The sequence below is a fragment of the Nonlabens xiamenensis genome, assembly GCF_003865345.1.
GTDB classification, from domain to species: Bacteria; Bacteroidota; Bacteroidia; order Flavobacteriales; family Flavobacteriaceae; genus Nonlabens; species Nonlabens xiamenensis.
The window spans coordinates 363,749-379,881 of the sequence record NZ_RMVE01000001.1 but is presented as its reverse complement, the minus strand read 5'-3'; the positions used below and the strand labels follow the sequence as shown (position 1 = coordinate 379,881).

18 protein-coding genes are annotated in these 16,133 nt (G+C 42.7%); 16 read left to right on the top strand and 2 right to left on the bottom strand.

Annotation, left to right across the window (positions count from 1 at the left end; all coding sequences use genetic code 11):
• Complete coding sequence (locus tag EGM47_RS01795) at positions 1–702, bottom strand: CoA transferase subunit A (protein WP_124979054.1); 702 nt, start codon at positions 700–702, stop codon at positions 1–3.
• Positions 703–773: 71 nt separating this feature from the next.
• Between EGM47_RS01795 and EGM47_RS01790 the strand changes: the two genes are divergently transcribed.
• Positions 774–989: a hypothetical protein gene (locus tag EGM47_RS01790; protein ID WP_124979053.1), complete on the top strand. Its 216-nt coding sequence runs from the start codon at positions 774–776 to the stop codon at positions 987–989.
• A gap of 194 nt (positions 990–1,183) precedes the next feature.
• On the opposite strand, the gene EGM47_RS01785 is transcribed toward EGM47_RS01790, so the two are convergent.
• Positions 1,184–2,287 carry a ferredoxin--NADP reductase gene (locus EGM47_RS01785; RefSeq protein WP_240642073.1) on the bottom strand — a complete coding sequence of 368 codons (1,104 nt, stop codon included), beginning with the start codon at positions 2,285–2,287 and terminating at the stop codon, positions 1,184–1,186.
• 30 nt (positions 2,288–2,317) lie between these two features.
• Between EGM47_RS01785 and EGM47_RS01780 the strand changes: the two genes are divergently transcribed.
• The 15 genes from EGM47_RS01780 to EGM47_RS01710 all read left to right on the top strand — a co-directional run bounded on the left by EGM47_RS01780 (position 2,318) and on the right by EGM47_RS01710 (position 16,108).
• Positions 2,318–3,802: a DUF5687 family protein gene (locus tag EGM47_RS01780; protein ID WP_124979052.1), complete on the top strand. Its 1,485-nt coding sequence runs from the start codon at positions 2,318–2,320 to the stop codon at positions 3,800–3,802.
• 57 nt (positions 3,803–3,859) lie between these two features.
• Positions 3,860–4,597 (top strand): ABC transporter ATP-binding protein, encoded by a 738-nt coding sequence (locus tag EGM47_RS01775; RefSeq protein WP_124979051.1) that lies wholly within the window; start codon positions 3,860–3,862, stop codon positions 4,595–4,597.
• A 162-nt stretch (positions 4,598–4,759) separates the two neighbouring features.
• Positions 4,760–4,993, top strand: a complete 234-nt coding sequence (locus tag EGM47_RS01770) for a hypothetical protein (protein WP_124979050.1) — start codon at positions 4,760–4,762, stop codon at positions 4,991–4,993.
• 131 nt (positions 4,994–5,124) lie between these two features.
• Complete coding sequence (porW, locus tag EGM47_RS01765; protein ID WP_124979049.1) at positions 5,125–7,767, top strand: type IX secretion system periplasmic lipoprotein PorW/SprE; 2,643 nt, start codon at positions 5,125–5,127, stop codon at positions 7,765–7,767.
• A gap of 14 nt (positions 7,768–7,781) precedes the next feature.
• A complete protein-coding gene (locus EGM47_RS01760; RefSeq protein ID WP_124979048.1) occupies positions 7,782–8,186 on the top strand; it encodes a bactofilin family protein in 405 nt (134 codons plus the stop codon).
• A 29-nt stretch (positions 8,187–8,215) separates the two neighbouring features.
• Complete coding sequence (locus tag EGM47_RS01755) at positions 8,216–8,581, top strand: hypothetical protein (RefSeq protein WP_124979047.1); 366 nt, start codon at positions 8,216–8,218, stop codon at positions 8,579–8,581.
• 124 nt (positions 8,582–8,705) lie between these two features.
• Complete coding sequence (gene atpB, locus EGM47_RS01750) at positions 8,706–9,911, top strand: F0F1 ATP synthase subunit A (RefSeq protein ID WP_124979046.1); 1,206 nt, start codon at positions 8,706–8,708, stop codon at positions 9,909–9,911.
• A gap of 17 nt (positions 9,912–9,928) precedes the next feature.
• A complete protein-coding gene (gene atpE / locus EGM47_RS01745; RefSeq protein ID WP_124979045.1) occupies positions 9,929–10,126 on the top strand; it encodes an ATP synthase F0 subunit C in 198 nt (65 codons plus the stop codon).
• Between the two features lie 86 nt (positions 10,127–10,212).
• Positions 10,213–10,707, top strand: coding sequence for a F0F1 ATP synthase subunit B (locus EGM47_RS01740; RefSeq protein WP_124979044.1), 495 nt, complete (start codon positions 10,213–10,215; stop codon positions 10,705–10,707).
• A 5-nt stretch (positions 10,708–10,712) separates the two neighbouring features.
• Positions 10,713–11,246, top strand: coding sequence for an ATP synthase F1 subunit delta (atpH, locus tag EGM47_RS01735; RefSeq protein WP_124979043.1), 534 nt, complete (start codon positions 10,713–10,715; stop codon positions 11,244–11,246).
• Between the two features lie 122 nt (positions 11,247–11,368).
• Positions 11,369–12,943: a F0F1 ATP synthase subunit alpha gene (gene atpA / locus EGM47_RS01730; protein WP_124979042.1), complete on the top strand. Its 1,575-nt coding sequence runs from the start codon at positions 11,369–11,371 to the stop codon at positions 12,941–12,943.
• 184 nt (positions 12,944–13,127) lie between these two features.
• The gene (atpG, locus tag EGM47_RS01725) at positions 13,128–14,003 is read left to right on the top strand and encodes an ATP synthase F1 subunit gamma (RefSeq protein WP_124979041.1); all 876 of its coding nucleotides are present in this window, start codon (positions 13,128–13,130) and stop codon (positions 14,001–14,003) included.
• Positions 14,004–14,209: 206 nt separating this feature from the next.
• Positions 14,210–15,046, top strand: coding sequence for an alpha/beta fold hydrolase (locus EGM47_RS01720; protein WP_124979040.1), 837 nt, complete (start codon positions 14,210–14,212; stop codon positions 15,044–15,046).
• Positions 15,043–15,540, top strand: a complete 498-nt coding sequence (locus EGM47_RS01715) for an RNA polymerase sigma factor (protein ID WP_124979039.1) — start codon at positions 15,043–15,045, stop codon at positions 15,538–15,540. The genes EGM47_RS01720 and EGM47_RS01715 overlap by 4 nt, the downstream gene beginning before the upstream one ends.
• Positions 15,527–16,108 carry a hypothetical protein gene (locus EGM47_RS01710; protein ID WP_124979038.1) on the top strand — a complete coding sequence of 194 codons (582 nt, stop codon included), beginning with the start codon at positions 15,527–15,529 and terminating at the stop codon, positions 16,106–16,108. The genes EGM47_RS01715 and EGM47_RS01710 overlap by 14 nt, the downstream gene beginning before the upstream one ends.
• The last annotated feature ends 25 nt before the right edge of the window (positions 16,109–16,133 follow it).

The window sequence follows — 16,133 nt, the reverse complement described above, 5'->3', positions numbered from 1 at the left end:
CTAGGCGCGTTTTCTGGTGGTTCGTTGTTCTATTCGTTTTTCATAGCGTTCCCCCTGGAAGATACGTTTTACAAAAATTCCAGGAATGTGGATTTGATTGGGATCAAGCTCTCCAGCGGGAACCAGTTCTTCTACTTCGGCAACAGTAATGGTGGCTGCACCGCACATTACTGGATTAAAATTACGAGCGGTCCCTTTGAAAATCAGGTTGCCCGCTTCGTCACCTTTCCAGGCCTTGACAAAAGCAAAGTCTGCTTTAAAGGCTTTTTCTAAAATATGTGGTTTCCCGTCAAAGCTTCTTTCTTCCTTTCCCTCGGCAACCTCGGTACCGTATCCTGCTGGAGTATAAAAGGCAGGAATTCCGGCTTGCGCGGCCCTGCAGCGCTCGGCAAGTGTCCCTTGAGGAATCAGTTCTACCTCCAGCTCGCCACTGAGCATCTGTCTTTCAAATTCATCGTTTTCTCCCACATAGGACGAAATCATTTTCTTGATTTGTTTCTTCTGCAATAACAATCCCAATCCAAAATCATCGACCCCAGCATTGTTGGAAATGCAGGTGAGATCGGTCACCCCCAACTTCACCAATTGGGCAATGCTATTTTCAGGTATTCCCGAAAGCCCGAATCCACCAACCATCAAGGTCATGCCATCCTGAACTCCTTCTGTAGCTTGGGCTACGTCTTTCACGGTTCTATTGATCATATAAAACTTGTTTGCCTTAAAAATACGGCAAATAATAGAGCTAGATCGTGCGAGCACCATAATTTTGCCGTATGAAAACCAACCAACAATTGATACGCTCACTGGAAATGATCGCCTCCTTTCCAGAACATCACCAGGTTTTTGGTCGACCAGAAGATTATATCGAACTGCACCAAGCAAAAATGGAGCAACTTACCTTACAGGCTGAGAACCATCAAGATTTGTTACTGAAAGAAGTCTTAGAAGCCGTGCCAACAATCTCGTTAGTTGAGGTAAGAGTTATATAACGTATCGCAACCAAGACAGGAGTTGGTTAGACTTGTTACTGGGAAGAAATATGGTGTATTTGATTATTAAACGCGTACGTCAAAAGGGACAAAGCATCCATCAAATTCAAAACAAATTGACAATTATCGCCCAGAAGAGCAACACCATGGCGATACTCTTGAAAAATAATGCTTGAATCTAAATGTCGTGCCGATTAAACCTCGTCAAAATTGATTTTGATTTTGGCACTGGTCGGATAGGCCTGGCAAGCCAAGGTGAGTCCTTCTTCAATTTCGCTATCGGTCAAAATTGAGTTTTTGGCCATATCTGCACTTCCTTCCTCAATTTGACAAATACAGGAACTACAAATTCCGCCCTGACAACTGTATGGTGCATCAATGTCATTTTTAAGCATCACATCCAGTAGGTTTTCATCCCTTTTGAGGGTCAGAGAATGCGTTTCATCATCCAAAATCACGGTCAGCTCACTCAAATGTCCATCTTCTTTGATTTCCAATTTGTTGTCTGTAGTGGTAAAGAGTTCAAATTTGATGTCCTCTTTGGCCAGCACTTCCTTTTCGGTCAGGTTGTTAGTCGTCATTGTGATCATTTCCTCAGGGCCACATAGGTACGCTTTCGCGAAAGCGATACCCTCCAGTTTTTGCTTTAGAAAATAATTAAGGTTGCCTTTACTAACCCTTCCAAAAAGAGCCTCATCTCGATCTTCCCTGGAAAAACAGTATTGCAGGTGGAAACGCTCATTGTATTGGTCTTTTAGATCATTAAATTGTTCATAATATATGGTCTGTGCTACTGATTGGTTCCCATATATCAATGCCACATTGCTTTCAGGCTCGGTGTACAAAATATGCTTGACCATCGAAGTAATAGGAGTAATTCCACTACCGGCAGCCACCATCAAATAATTGGCTGGGCTGGAGCTGTTTTCGTGTATAAAAAGCCCGTCTGGTGTAGCCACCTCTATCTGATCACCAGCTCTGAGTGTCATGGCGTGATTGGAAAAAAGACCGTGTTCCACTGCCTTAACTACAACTTTTAGCTCTGCTTCATGGGGTGCGCTGGAAATAGAATAGGCCCTGCGCACTTCTTGTCCATTTACTGTAGCTTTAAGCGTCAGATATTGACCTGCCTTATAAGAAAAATCTGCGGTCAAATCATTGGGGATATCGAAGACGATTTCTACGGCCAGGGAAGTGACTTTTGTGACTTGTTTGATGCTCAGGTGATGAAAGATCATTGCACTATTTTTAGGGCGGTAAAAATAAGAAAGGAAATATTCTTGTAACATTTTCTCCATACATATTACTCATAGGACAAACTACCCAACATGATCAAACATTTTTTCAATCTGGAATGGAAGAGTTTTTTTAGGGCTGCGGCCTTTAAACAAAACATCGCCTTCAAAATATTTATTGGTTTTTTTGCCTTTCTTTTGCTCGTAGAAGCAGCTGGGTTAGGGGCAGGTAGTTTTTTTCTCCTGGAAAATTTAATCGAAGACGGAAAAATCCAGGCGGCAAATCCGCTGGACATCGTGAATCGATTCATGATCTACTGGTTTTTCATGGACTTGTTTTTTAGATTCATGATCCAAAAAATGCCAGTGGCCAATATCAAACCACTGCTATATCTTCCCTTTACCAAAGGTAAAATCGTGCAATATGCCCTGTTAAAGACCGTAATTTCTTTCTTTAACCTCTTACCTGGATTTTTCTTTATTCCCTTTAGTGTAGTATTGCTATTTCAAGGTTATGATCCCATGGGGGTGATCAGTTGGCATATGGCCATGTTAGGGATCACACTCTCTCTCAATTTCCTCAATATCTTTTTAAATAACCTGAATAAGGTGTTTTATCCTGTGGCGGCTTTGGTGGTGATGGCGGCGGTAGCTCAATATTACGGTTTATTTGATATCACGATTTATACCCAACCCATCTTTGACTTCTTTTATGAGCAGGCCTGGAGCTTTGTGATTCCAGTAATCACGGCAGTGGTATTGGGAGTGATCGCCTACAGATACTTCCTCAGCCAATTGTACCTAGACGCTGGACTGAGCACCAAAGCCGAGGAAGCCAAAACAGAAAATCTGGATTTTCTAAATCGTTTCGGTAATATATCTACCTATCTCAAAAACGATATCAAACTTATCAAGAGAAATAAACGTGCACGAACAACCTTTATCATGGGATTCCTCTTCATTTTCTATGGTCTGTTTTTTGTTGCTGGAGTTTACGGAGACAGCAATTTCGGGAAAATATTTGCCGCCTTATTTTGTACGGGTGGGTTTCTGTTCAGTTTTGGTGGTCTAGTACCATCATGGGATAGCAGTTATTACAAATTGATGATGAGCCAGAATATTCCCTATCGCGATTTCTTACTGAGCAAATGGTGGCTGATGGTGATCGTGACTGCTATCAGTACGGTATTGAGTCTTTGGTACGTGTATTTTGGATGGGATTGGCTGTATGCCGTTTTGGCCGGTGCAGTCTACAACATTGGCTTTAATTCTTCGGTAGTGTTGTTGGGAGGTGCTTATGTCAAAACACCCATCGACCTGACCAGTAATAAGAAGGCGTTTGGCGATAGTAAAGCCTTCAATGCCAAAACCTTGCTGTTAATCATCCCCAAGATGATACTGCCCGTATTGATTTACTATGCCTTTGCTTTAACCATCAATAGCGCAGCTGGCTTTATTGCTATTGCCGTTACTGGGCTTTTGGGCTTGTTGTTTAGGAATCGGATATTTACTTTGATTGAGTCCATTTATAAAAACGAGAAATACGACACTATCGCCGCTTATGCACAAAAGGACTGATTTCAACACGCATTATTCAGGTTTTCAAACCATTCCATATTTCAAAAACATTCAATTATGATCACTATTAACCAACTCTCAAAAAAATATAATGGAGTTCCAGTGCTTGATATCGAGCACCTCGAAATTCCTAAAGGACAGGCTGTCGGACTGGTAGGAAACAACGGTGCTGGTAAAACTACCTTGTTTTCTTTGTTATTGGACCTGATCCAACCTTCATCCGGCCACATTTTAAATAATGAGATACAGGTGAATAAAAGTGAAGAATGGAAACCATTTACCAGTGCTTTTGTGGATGAGAGCTTCCTGATCGGGTATTTAACACCAGAGGAATATTTCTATTTTATCGGTGAGTTGCGTGGACAAAACAAGGCCGATATCGATGCCATGATGGATGAATATGCCAACTTTTTTAACGGTGAGGCGATAGGACAAAAAAAATACCTGCGTGACCTCTCCAAGGGTAACCAAAAGAAAGTAGGTATCGTAGCCGCGCTAATCGGTAATCCTGAGGTGATCATATTGGACGAGCCATTTGCCAACCTGGATCCATCCACCCAAATCAGGTTAAAGACCATCATTAAAAAATTGGCCGAGGATGCCAATACTACCGTTCTGGTCTCTAGTCACGACCTGCAGCATGTAACCGAGGTCACCCAGCGGGTTGTACTGTTGGAAAAGGGCAAAGTAGTACTGGACAAGGAAAAAACAGCTGGTACTTTTAACGAGTTGGAAACCTATTTTAAAGGCATATCTGAAAATTATGCCCAAGTAGCCGCTGCAGAAGAAGAGTAATTAGACCGTCATTGTCTTAGAAGAGGTTATGGTTTAGAGTTGTTGAAAGTAAACCAGGCAATGATCAATTGTATCAATGGATTCTAACATAAAGGTCAAAAATCTATGGCTTTTCCACGAACGCTGTGTTGGTTCTGATTACCTTTGGGCCAAAATCCAATTATGAGTCCTAAAATCAAGGCTTTTTTGATCTACGGTTTGTGTTTCACTGCTATTTTTTTGATCGTGAGGTTCATTGCTGTTTCATGGGTAGTCGATCCTACATTATGGACTACCATTATACCTATTGCTTCAGCGATGATCCTCGCCCCAAAACCTTATGCCGAGGAATCACCCGATGGAAGAAAATATGGGCTCAGGTCCATCTTTCTGAAGAAACCGTATATGTTTGAATAAAGTGGTAGAGCGGGATGCAGATTTGTTTTGCTCAAGGCGAAAGCGCTCCTGTAAAAAATCCTTATTTTTACCAACTTTCACAATATCTATGGGGTATGTGAAGTTATGTACTCTAGTCTAAAGCATTGTATTTGAAACAATTTTTCCACTATACAGGAATTTTACTTCTTCTGATGGCTATGCTCGCTGGCTGTAGCCGAAAGAAAAATTCTTTTTTAAGCAGGAATCTACATGCCGTGGGAACAGAGTATAATATTCTATATAACGGCAACTTGGCACTCCAGGCTGGGCTGGACGGGCTCGAGCAATCCTACCGCGACAATTACTGGGATGTACTGCCAGTAGAGCGCATGACAGTAGAGGAAACTATTAAGTTAGGTACTGAAAAAGCAGCCGATCCCAATTTTGAGCGTGCCGAAGAAAAAGCAGTCAAAGCTGTACAAAAACACTCCATGCTTATCAATGAAACGGAGTATAATCCGCAGATCGATGAGGCTTATATGCTATTGGGTAAGGCAAGATATTATGACCAGCGCTTTGTACCTGCACTCGAAGCATTTAATTACGTGCTTCGATTTATGCCAGAAAGTGATCAGATCAATCAGGCCAAAGTATGGAGGGAAAAGACCAATATGCGTCTGGACAACAACGAGACCGCCATCAAGAATCTGCGTAAACTCTTTAAGGAAACGCCCAAAGAAGAATTTGATAAAGAAGATTTGGCCATAGCCAACGCAACTTTGGCACAAGCATTCCTTAACCTAGAACAAGTAGATAGCGCGATTGTCTATATGAATCGGGCCGAAAACCAAACCAAAAACAGAGAAACCCAAGCCAGATATAAATTTATCACGGCCCAGCTTTTTGCCAAGGCTGGTCAACGGGACAGTGCTTTTGCCCATTACGACCAGATCATTGAGATGCACCGCAAGATTCCCAGACGGTATTATCTCAATGCCTTTATTGAAAAAATAAAACTCTTTGATGAATCCACGGATAGCAAGACCGAGCTATTGGCCCTGCTCAATGACCTAGAGGAAAATAGAGAAAACAGACCGTGGCTGGATGCCATTTACTCCCGTAAGGCCATTTACTTTGAAAGGGAAGATAGCATAGAGCTCGCCAAGCAGTATTACAATAAATCGTTAAGGGCAAAACAAGCAGCCGATGAGTATTTGAAGGGCAACAATTATTCAGCCTTGGGGAAAATTTCGTTTGATCAATCCAGGTTTGTGGATGCTGGAAAATATTATGACAGTGCAATCACTAAATATCAGGAGCGTACGGATGAATACCGTTTGGTCAGTAAAAAACGGAGAAATCTAGATGATGTGATTCTTTATGAGGGCTGGAGGCGCGGTGCAGATAGCATCTTCCGTGTGCTGGCAATGACACCTGAGCAGCAACAGACTTATTATCAGGCGCATATTGATGCGTTAAAAGCAGAAGAAGAACGAATTGCCCGTGAAGCTGAAATACAGGCAGCGAAAGACGCTCAAGCTCAAACCGCTTTTTCTAAAATCCAGAACAACAGTACGACCAGAAGAGGATCTGCAGGCCCAGGTTTTGGGCCGCCCAGTGGCGGTAATATGCCACCAAATCCCAGAAATGCATCATCTAACCTGGGTGCGACCAGCAGCTTCTATTTTTATAATCAGCAAACCGTGGCAAGAGGAAAATTGGATTTTCGGGCCAAATGGGGAAAGCGTGAGCTGAAGGACAACTGGAGGCGCAAAGACAAAAAAGAAGACCTACAATCCGAAGATGAACTGGTGGATACGGAGGAGCTGATTGAAGAAGTTCGCCCAGAGTTTACTACCGAGTATTATATCAAAGATCTACCCCAGGGACGCATCGTACTGGATAGCATCGCCGATTCCAGGGATTTTGCCTATTATCAATTAGGGGTCATTTATAAAGAGAAGTTCAAACGTAATGACCTGGCCATCCAAAGGTTTGATACGTTGCTCACCCATGACCCGGTGGAAAAACTTAAATTACCCGCCCTGTATAACCTGTATCTGATCTATCGGGATGGAGGTCCTGAGACAACCAGTAAGGCTGAAGCGATTAAAAACCAGATCATCAATGAATATCCGGATACCCGATATGCCCAACTCTTGCGCAGTCCGGACAGTAAATTGGATGTGAGCCAGACCCCTATTGGTGTGTACAATATGCTCTATAAAGAATATGAAAAGGAGAATTACGACTATGTGATCAAGAATGTGGAGAATTATGCCAATGTATTCAGTGGCGATCCTATCGTGCCCAAACTCGAATTGCTCAAAGCTTTTGCGGCCGGAAGGTTGTACGGTTTTGCAGAATACAAAAAAGGCATTGATTATGTAGCCTTGAATTTCCCGAATACTGAGGTAGGAAAGAGTGCACAAGGGCTGGTCAATGATGCTGAGGCCTTAAAGATACCAGAGGTTTTTGTGCCAGAAAACGGTTTGACCGACTTTAAACTGGTGTACAGGTTTCAAAATACCGAACAAGACGCCCTGGATGATACGGTAAGCCTATTGGAAAAAGCCATTCAATCGGAAGACCTTGGATTAAGGGTGTCCAAAGATGTTTATAGTACGACAGAAACTTTGGTTGTGGTACACAGATTGAGCTCTAAAATGGGTGCCAAGGGATTGGGCGATCTGTTGGCCAAACCAGAAAACGAGTATAATTTGACCCGTCCATTTATTCCGATGGCGACAGAAAACTATAAAATTATTCAGGTCCATAAAAACCTGGATAAATATGAGCAAGAGATGTTATAATTCCCCTATAAATCATGTTTAACGACAAAAAAAATAATAAATCTACCATGGAGGCTGGTAATACCCAAAATCGAATCGGTCAAGGAACCGTTATTGAAGGTGACATTAAAAGCGAAGGAGGGTTCAGGATTGACGGAACCATTCATGGCAACTTGGTTACTCCAGGAAAAGTGGTGATTGGTAAAGATGGTAAAGTAGATGGAACACTCACTTGTGCCAATGCTGATATCGAAGGCTCATTTTCTGGCACCCTAGAGGTAGGTGGTATTCTCAGTCTCAAATCTACTGCTGTAATCGATGGGGAAGTGACCACCCAAAAATTATCCGTTGAGCCAGGCGCTGCCTTTAACGCAAGTTGTGTGATGGGTTCCAAGCCTGCAAAAACGGAAAAGAAAAAGGAACAGGAGCCAAAAGCTTAATTACTCTTTATCTACTTCAACCTCCACTCGTGAAATTCTACCTAAAGACTTTGATAACTGTAGCGGTGATTGCTATGGTGGCATTTTTTGTCCATAGACAGATCAATCCCACTCCGGCCATTGCGCATTTAAAGACCTATTCCTTTTTAGGGGTGGCGGCTTTTTTGACCGTAGCAGCCCTTAAATTTGTGCATTTCTACGTGCCATCTAAGTTGGGCTACGCCTTTCTTGCCTTGGTATTGGTCAAGTTTGGGGCGGTAGTTCTGATTTTTCCTGAATTAATAGATAAAGACCCTGGCCTCGGCAAAGCTGAACTGCTGGGCTTTTTAGTTCCTTATTTCCTCTTTTTGTTTGCCGAGGCAGCCATCGTAATTAAATGGCTCAATAAGAATTAATTGAGTATATAAATTTGTTTCGAAAACAGCCAAAAAATTAACTTTTAAAAGCCTGCTTTTTACACGTTTTTTTGTCATACATTTGCACCCGAATTAGAAGACCTAACTTTTTAAGGTGATTTACATGTTTAAAGCGTATTTGACAACGGCTTTTTTTGGCTTGATTCTACTAGTTTCTTCGACACTTCAAGCGCAACAAGATGACCATTTGGAAGACCACCTGTCTGACCATGAAGTACACGTGACTGATGCAGAGGAGGAAAAAGTGAATACACCTTCAGAGATAAAGTCCTATATCGAGCACCATTTAAAAGATGTGCACGATTTTCACTTGTTTTCTTATACTAACAATGCCAACGAACGAGTACATGTTGGTTTTCCACTCCCGGTCATTGTATGGACCACTGATGGGTTAAAGGTATTTATGTCATCTGAGTTTCATCACGATGATGCTGCCGAAGTTCAAGTGCAAAAAGGAGAGGCTACCCTGGTAAAATATCACAGCAAGATTTATGAGATGGAGGCTGGTGCCCAAAGCATCAACTTTGATGAGGAGCATCATCCAATTAATGCGCATAAGGTATTGGACTTCTCAATTACTAAATCTGTTTTTGGTTTGTTGTTGATTGGTTTACTATTGGTATTCTTATTTGCTGGTCTGGCAAAACAGTACAAAAAGAAACAAATCCCAACTGGTTTTGGACGCGTGTTGGAGCCATTGGTGATCTATGTAAGGGATGAAATTGCCCGCCCCAATATCGGTGAGGAGAAGCACAAGAAATATATGCCCTACCTGTTAACGGTATTTTTTCTGATTTGGATTGCCAATCTTTTGGGCTTAACCCCACTAGGTTTTAATATTACCGGTCAGATCGCTGTTACCACATGTTTGGCTTTGTTTACTTTTTTTATCGTTCAATTCAGTGGAAACAAGGATTACTGGAAGCATATCTTCTGGATGCCTGATGTGCCCGTTTTGATGAAAATCGCCCTGATTCCAATCGAGGTGTTGGGTATGTTTACCAAGCCATTCTCTCTGCTGATCCGTTTGTTTGCTAATATCACAGCAGGTCACTTTGTGGTAATGAGTTTGATCGCTTTGATGATTACCCTTAAAGCACAGTTTGGAGCGGTAGGCTCTACAGGACTGTCGGTATTTTTGACATTATTTATATCAGTTATAGAATTATTGGTTGCCTTTCTACAGGCATTTATCTTCACTATGCTTTCTGCCCTGTTCATTGGAATGGCCGTGGCAGAACATGACCATGCTGAACACCATGGTACTGAAGAAGAAGGTGTGGATGAGGTAAGAGAACGTTTTGTTTAATTTTTAATTTAATAATCATGGAGGGAACTCTTAATTTAATTGGAGCTGGTCTTATCGTTATCGGAGGTGGTATCGGTCTTGGTCAAATTGGTGGAAAAGCGATGGAAGCTATCGCTCGTCAACCAGAAGCAGCTGGAAAAATCCAAACTGCGATGATCATCATCGGTGCACTTCTTGAAGGACTTGCTTTTGGTGCATTGATCCTAGGTCAATAATCCTAAACAAACAAAGACACCATCCTGCAACGGTTGGTTGCAGGAGGTGTTTTTAACAATTAAAAATTAGCTTTTAAACTAAAGAAATGAATTTACTGGAAGATTTTTCACCTGGCTTGTTTGTAATGCAAGCGGTCATTTTGATCATTTTGATCTTTTTGTTGGGTAAATTTGCTTGGAAACCTATTCTCAATGCCTTAAATGAGCGTGAAGAAGGGATCGCCGATGCGCTCAAGGCTGCCGAAAATGCCAAAATTGAAATGGCCCAGCTGGAAGCCTCTAATGAGGCTGCTGCACAAGAAGCCCGTGCTCAAAGAGATGAGATGTTGAAGGAAGCCCGCGAGATCAAGGAAAAAATGATCAGCGATGCAGCCGAGCAGGCACAAGAAAAGGCAGACAAGATCATCGCCAATGCCCAAGAAGCTATTGAAGCCGAAAAGAAAGCTGCACTTGCCGATATTAAATCACAGGTGGCAGAACTTTCTGTTGAAATTGCCGAAAAGGTGACCCGGAAGGAGCTTTCTGAAAAAGATGCCCAACTGGCACTAATCGATAAAATGCTCACGGAAGCCAATATCTAGAAACTATGAGATTATCAAGAGCTGCATCCCGTTACGCCAAAGCCATTCTTTCCCTTGCTGTGGATAAGAATGAAGCTGCCGCAGTGAATGAGGATATGAAAAGCATTCTTGCTACCATTTCAAATAATAAGGACTTGCGCAACTTTCTGACCAGTCCGCTGGTGAATGCAGAAAATAAGCGTGCCGGTCTGCGTCAGATCTTTAAAGCTACCAATGGCATCAGCATGAGCCTTTATGATTTGTTGGTGGATAACAAGCGTACCGATATCCTTTCTGACGTGGCAGCCAGTTATATCATCCTTTTTGAGGAAATGAACCAGCGCGAGATCGCCACCGTTACAACAGCAGTGGAAATTTCCCCTGAACTGGAGCAAAAGGTGCTTGCCAAAGCCAAGGAGTTGGCTGGTAAGGAAGTTAGCCTTGAAAAGATAATAGACCCTTCCATCATCGGTGGTTTTGTCTTGAGGGTAGGAGATCGTGAGATCAACGCCAGTGTACAAAACAAATTCGGCGAACTCAAACGCACGTTTGCCAATTAAGCTTTACAGATTGAAATAAAATCTGTAGGAAGTCAACGCTTTCGCGAAAGCGAAACAACAATAATTAAAAGACAAGTCGGCAGGTTTCAGAACCTGAGACAACAAAGAATAAACATAAGAACATGGCAGAAGTAAATCCAGCAGAAGTATCTGCAATACTTAAGCAACAACTATCAGGTTTTGATGCTACTGCATCGCTTGACGAAGTAGGAACCGTACTAACGGTAGGTGACGGTATCGCCCGTGTTTACGGACTTTCCAATGCACAGTATGGGGAACTTGTTTCCTTTGACAGTGGTCTGGAAGGTATCGTATTGAACCTTGAAGAAGACAACGTAGGTGTGGTACTTTTAGGTCCATCCAAAGACATCAAGGAAGGTGATACGGTAAAGCGTACCCAACGCATTGCTTCCCTAAAAGTAGGTGAAGGAATTGTAGGGCGTGTGGTGAACACGTTGGGAGAGCCTATCGACGGTAAAGGTGCGATTGAGGGTGATTTGTATGAGATGCCATTAGAACGTAAAGCTCCTGGAGTGATCTTCCGTCAGCCGGTTACTGAACCTATGCAAACTGGTATCAAATCTATCGATGCCATGATTCCAGTAGGTCGCGGTCAGCGTGAATTAGTGATTGGTGACCGTCAGACAGGTAAGTCTACTGTATGTATCGATACCATCATCAACCAGAAAGAGTTTTATGACGCTGGTGAACCAGTATATTGTATCTATGTAGCGATTGGTCAGAAAGCTTCTACCGTCGCTAATATTGCCAAAGTTCTTGAAGAAGCTGGTGCACTAGATTATACCACTATTGTAGCGGCAAACGCTTCTGATCCTGCTCCAATGCAGGTTTATGCTCCATTTGCTGGTGCTGCAATCGGAGAGTATTTCCGTGATACTGGTCGTCCCGCATTGATCGTTTATGATGACTTGTCCAAACAGGCAGTAGCTTACCGTGAGGTATCCCTTTTGTTGCGTCGTCCACCAGGGCGTGAAGCTTATCCAGGAGACGTTTTCTTCCTTCACTCCAGATTGTTGGAGCGTGCGGCCAAGGTAATTGCCGATGATGAGATCGCTAAGAATATGAATGACTTGCCAGAGAGCTTGAAGCCTTTGGTAAAAGGAGGTGGATCACTTACCGCCCTTCCAATAATTGAAACCCAGGCGGGTGACGTATCTGCCTATATTCCTACCAACGTGATCTCGATCACCGACGGACAAATTTTCCTGGAGTCTGACTTGTTCAACTCGGGTGTACGTCCGGCGATTAACGTAGGTATCTCGGTTTCCCGTGTAGGAGGTAGTGCACAGATCAAGTCCATGAAAAAAGTCTCTGGAACCTTGAAACTGGATCAAGCGCAGTACCGTGAGCTAGAAGCTTTTGCCAAGTTTGGATCTGACCTGGATGCTGCAACCTTGAACATCATCGAGAAAGGAAAGCGTAACGTTGAAATCCTTAAGCAGGCACAAAACAATCCATATACGGTAGAAGATCAAGTGGCTATTATTTATGCCGGATCCAAAAACCTATTGAGAAATGTTCCTGTAGAAAAGGTAAAAGAATTTGAAAAAGACTATTTGGAATTGCTCAATGCTAAGCACAGAGGAGTTTTGGATACCCTAAAGGCCGGAAAATTGACCGATGAGGTCACTGATACCCTGACTGCGGTAGCAAAAGATTTGGCTGCACGCTATTAATTAAAAATGAGTTATGAGTTATGGGTTCAGCGTTCAGAGTGAGAGCCCTACCCATAGTCATAACTTTAAAACATAGCTGACTATGGCTGTTCACAATAGTCCGATCCACATCAAGAATTTTCAATTCGCGTGTGAGATTGTTGAGTTTTCTGATCAGCTAAACTCATAACTCTGAACTTGAATTATGGCCAATTTAAAAGAAATAAGAAACAGAATATCATCAGTGTCTTCTACCATGCAGATTACTTCTGCGATGAAGATGGTTAGTGCGGCAAAGCTTAAAAAGGCGCAAGATGCCATTACAGCCATGCGTCCTTATTCTGACAAGCTTACCGAGATCCTGCAAAATCTGAGTGCCACCATGGAAGGTGATGCTGGAAGCCAGTATGCAGAACAACGTGAGGTGGAACGTGCCCTTGTTGTGGCCATCACTTCCAATCGTGGTCTGGCTGGTGCCTTTAATTCAAACATCATCAAGGAGTTGATCCGACTGAATCAGGAAGACTTAAAAGGTGTGGCTGTATCCTATATGACCATTGGTAAAAAAGCCAATGATTTTGTCAGCAAGGATGGGAGCGTACAGTCCAACAAAAGTGATCTTTTTGATGACATTTCGTATGATAATGTAGCCGTGATTGCAGAAGAACTTATGGAGCTTTTTGCTACCGGTGAGTTTGACAAGATCATATTGGTCTATAACAGCTTTAAAAACGCTGCAACCCAAATCGTGCGAACTGAAGATTTTCTTCCGTTGAAGCCTGTAGAAAAGGATGAGGCCGCCATAGAGAAGCAGCGTGAACTGGATTACATCTTTGAACCCTCCAAGGAAGAGATCATTGAAGAATTGATCCCAAAATCCTTGAAAATGCAATTGTACAAAGGTGTACGTGACTCATGGGCCAGTGAGCACGGTGCGCGTATGACCGCAATGCACAAGGCAACTGATAACGCTACAGAACTTAGGGACCAGCTTAAACTGACCTACAACAAAGCCCGTCAGGCAGCTATTACCAATGAAATCCTGGAGATCGTAGGTGGTGCCGAGGCATTGAATAATTAAGTTTCAGGTTTCTCATAAAATTTAAAAGCCCCTTTCGTTATCGGAAGGGGCTTTTTGTGTACAGAGGATATCCATGCAGCATACATATGAGAATTTCTTATAAGGTTTTCCTTTTTCATGATCGATTAAATTTTTTGATCCTAATGATGTAACAATTGGGTGTTTTTGTATCAAAAGGGTACAACACTTTCAAAAATCATTACATCATGAAAACTTTATTGACTCTTATTTCCTGCTTGTGCATCGTTCTAACCCTTACTGCTCAAAAGCCTATAGCTACCCAAGTTACTGGCCAGGGTGATCCCGTACTTCTTTTACCTGGGTTTGCCAGTACACACGTGGTCTGGGAGGAAACTGTAAAAAACTTTGGCGATAGCCATGAAATGCATACGGTAAACTATGCCGGTTTTGGCGAGTTGGCACCGCTCAAAGGTCATTGGCTGCCTCAGGTCTTAGAAGCGCTGAAGGATTATCTCTATGAGCAGGGTAGCAAGGAATGGATAATCATAGGCCACAGTCTGGGAGGAACCATCGCTACCTGGTTAGCAGCCCAACCAGAGTTGAATATTCGTGAAATCGTCATTGTAGATGGACTTCCAGCTACCGGTGCCTTGATATTTCCTAATTTTGACCCTGAGCAACTACAGTATGATAGCCCCTACAACACGCAAATGATGAATATGGAGGAGGCTGCTTTTGGCCAAATGGCCGCTGGAATGGCTCAAGGCTTGGCTACAGATACACAACATCAAGAGTTGATCAAAAAGTCTATTCTCGCATCAGATAGGAAAACTTATGTTCATGGATATACCGACTATCTTAAATTGGACCTGCGCAGCCATCTCGACCGCATCAACTTACCAGTGACCATTCTTGCCGCTGGGCAGCCCTATGGAACGTCTCTGGTCCAGCAAACCTATACCAACCAATACGCCAGTCTTGCGGATTACGACTTGATTATTAGGGAGGATTCCAAACATTTTATCATGTTTGACGCTCCAGATTGGTTTCATGACCAACTAGCTGCTATTTTAAAGCCATGAAAAGCCATAAAAAAGGCCAATTCGAAGAACTTTACCGTCAGCACGAGGCGAAGGTATATCGATTGTGCCTGGGATATCTCAAGGGAAATTCAGCGCTAGCTAATGACCTGAAACAGGAAGTTTTTATCAAAGTCTGGTTGCATTGGGGTAGTTTTGACGGCAAGGCAAAACGCAGTACCTGGCTCTACCGTATTGCCGTTAATACTAGTTTGCAGGAATTGAGAAAAGCCAAGGCGTTTAAAAAAGCCAAGATCACAGCATTGGATCAGCTATCAACTGCCGATTCAGATAATAAAGAAGAACAATTCCGGCAATTGTATGCTTGTATCGATCAATTGAATCCGGTGAATAAAACCATCATATTACTTGAACTTGAGCAGGTTCCACAAACAGAGATTGCTCAAATTATCGGTATCCAACACGGTGCCTTGCGCACCAGGTTGAACCGCATTAAAAATCAACTCACAAAATGTGTATCTCATGAAAACATTTGAACAATTATCTCAAAGCTGGCAGCAGCAAGAGGCTTCTCATCCAGAACAGGATCCGACCAGTGCTTTGAAGACCCGCGTCCAATATATCATGCAAAAGAAACGTGTCACCCAGATCGTATTGGCCGTGGCGTTGACCGTCTTGGTTGCCTATTTGGTGTGGACATTCAATGCAGATCACCCAAGCTTTATTTTGGGATTGATGCTGATGATTTTATGTCTGGCCATACGTATTTTAATGGAATGGCGATCAGTCCGCAGATTTTCCCAGGTCCAATGGGGACTAAGCCTGGAGGCCCACCATCAGCAAATGATAAGTTATCACCGACACCGGTTGCGTATCCATCAATGGTATACGCCTATTTTGCTCAGCCTCTACTGGATGGGGTTTGTGATGTTGATCCCCACGCTGCATCGTTATTTGTCAGATTTTTGGTTTCAGTACACCTGGATTTCTAGTATCCCTATCGCCGTATTTTTGGTGGGTTGGATTGCCTATCAAATACGCCGTGAGTTACAAATGATTAACAGCATAGCTCAGGATGTATTAAAAGTGATCCAAGAGCAATAATGACGTAGTTGATATACTTTCGCGA

Excerpts from the sequence above, each read along its gene's own strand:
- EGM47_RS01775 (WP_124979051.1), top strand. The coding sequence starts at position 3,860 with ATGATCACTATTAACCAACTCTCAAAAAAATATAATGGAGTTCCAGTG.
- atpA (WP_124979042.1), top strand. The coding sequence starts at position 11,369 with ATGGCAGAAGTAAATCCAGCAGAAGTATCTGCAATACTTAAGCAACAA.
- EGM47_RS01760 (WP_124979048.1), top strand. The coding sequence starts at position 7,782 with ATGTTTAACGACAAAAAAAATAATAAATCTACCATGGAGGCTGGTAAT.
- EGM47_RS01710 (WP_124979038.1), top strand. The coding sequence starts at position 15,527 with ATGAAAACATTTGAACAATTATCTCAAAGCTGGCAGCAGCAAGAGGCT.
- EGM47_RS01740 (WP_124979044.1), top strand. The coding sequence starts at position 10,213 with ATGAATTTACTGGAAGATTTTTCACCTGGCTTGTTTGTAATGCAAGCG.
- atpG (WP_124979041.1), top strand. The coding sequence starts at position 13,128 with ATGGCCAATTTAAAAGAAATAAGAAACAGAATATCATCAGTGTCTTCT.
- EGM47_RS01785 (WP_240642073.1), bottom strand. The coding sequence starts at position 2,287 with ATGGAGAAAATGTTACAAGAATATTTCCTTTCTTATTTTTACCGCCCT.
- EGM47_RS01715 (WP_124979039.1), top strand. The coding sequence starts at position 15,043 with ATGAAAAGCCATAAAAAAGGCCAATTCGAAGAACTTTACCGTCAGCAC.
- EGM47_RS01780 (WP_124979052.1), top strand. The coding sequence starts at position 2,318 with ATGATCAAACATTTTTTCAATCTGGAATGGAAGAGTTTTTTTAGGGCT.
- atpB (WP_124979046.1), top strand. The coding sequence starts at position 8,706 with ATGTTTAAAGCGTATTTGACAACGGCTTTTTTTGGCTTGATTCTACTA.
- EGM47_RS01790 (WP_124979053.1), top strand. The coding sequence starts at position 774 with ATGAAAACCAACCAACAATTGATACGCTCACTGGAAATGATCGCCTCC.
- atpE (WP_124979045.1), top strand. The coding sequence starts at position 9,929 with ATGGAGGGAACTCTTAATTTAATTGGAGCTGGTCTTATCGTTATCGGA.
- EGM47_RS01795 (WP_124979054.1), bottom strand. The coding sequence starts at position 702 with ATGATCAATAGAACCGTGAAAGACGTAGCCCAAGCTACAGAAGGAGTT.
- atpH (WP_124979043.1), top strand. The coding sequence starts at position 10,713 with ATGAGATTATCAAGAGCTGCATCCCGTTACGCCAAAGCCATTCTTTCC.
- EGM47_RS01770 (WP_124979050.1), top strand. The coding sequence starts at position 4,760 with ATGAGTCCTAAAATCAAGGCTTTTTTGATCTACGGTTTGTGTTTCACT.
- EGM47_RS01720 (WP_124979040.1), top strand. The coding sequence starts at position 14,210 with ATGAAAACTTTATTGACTCTTATTTCCTGCTTGTGCATCGTTCTAACC.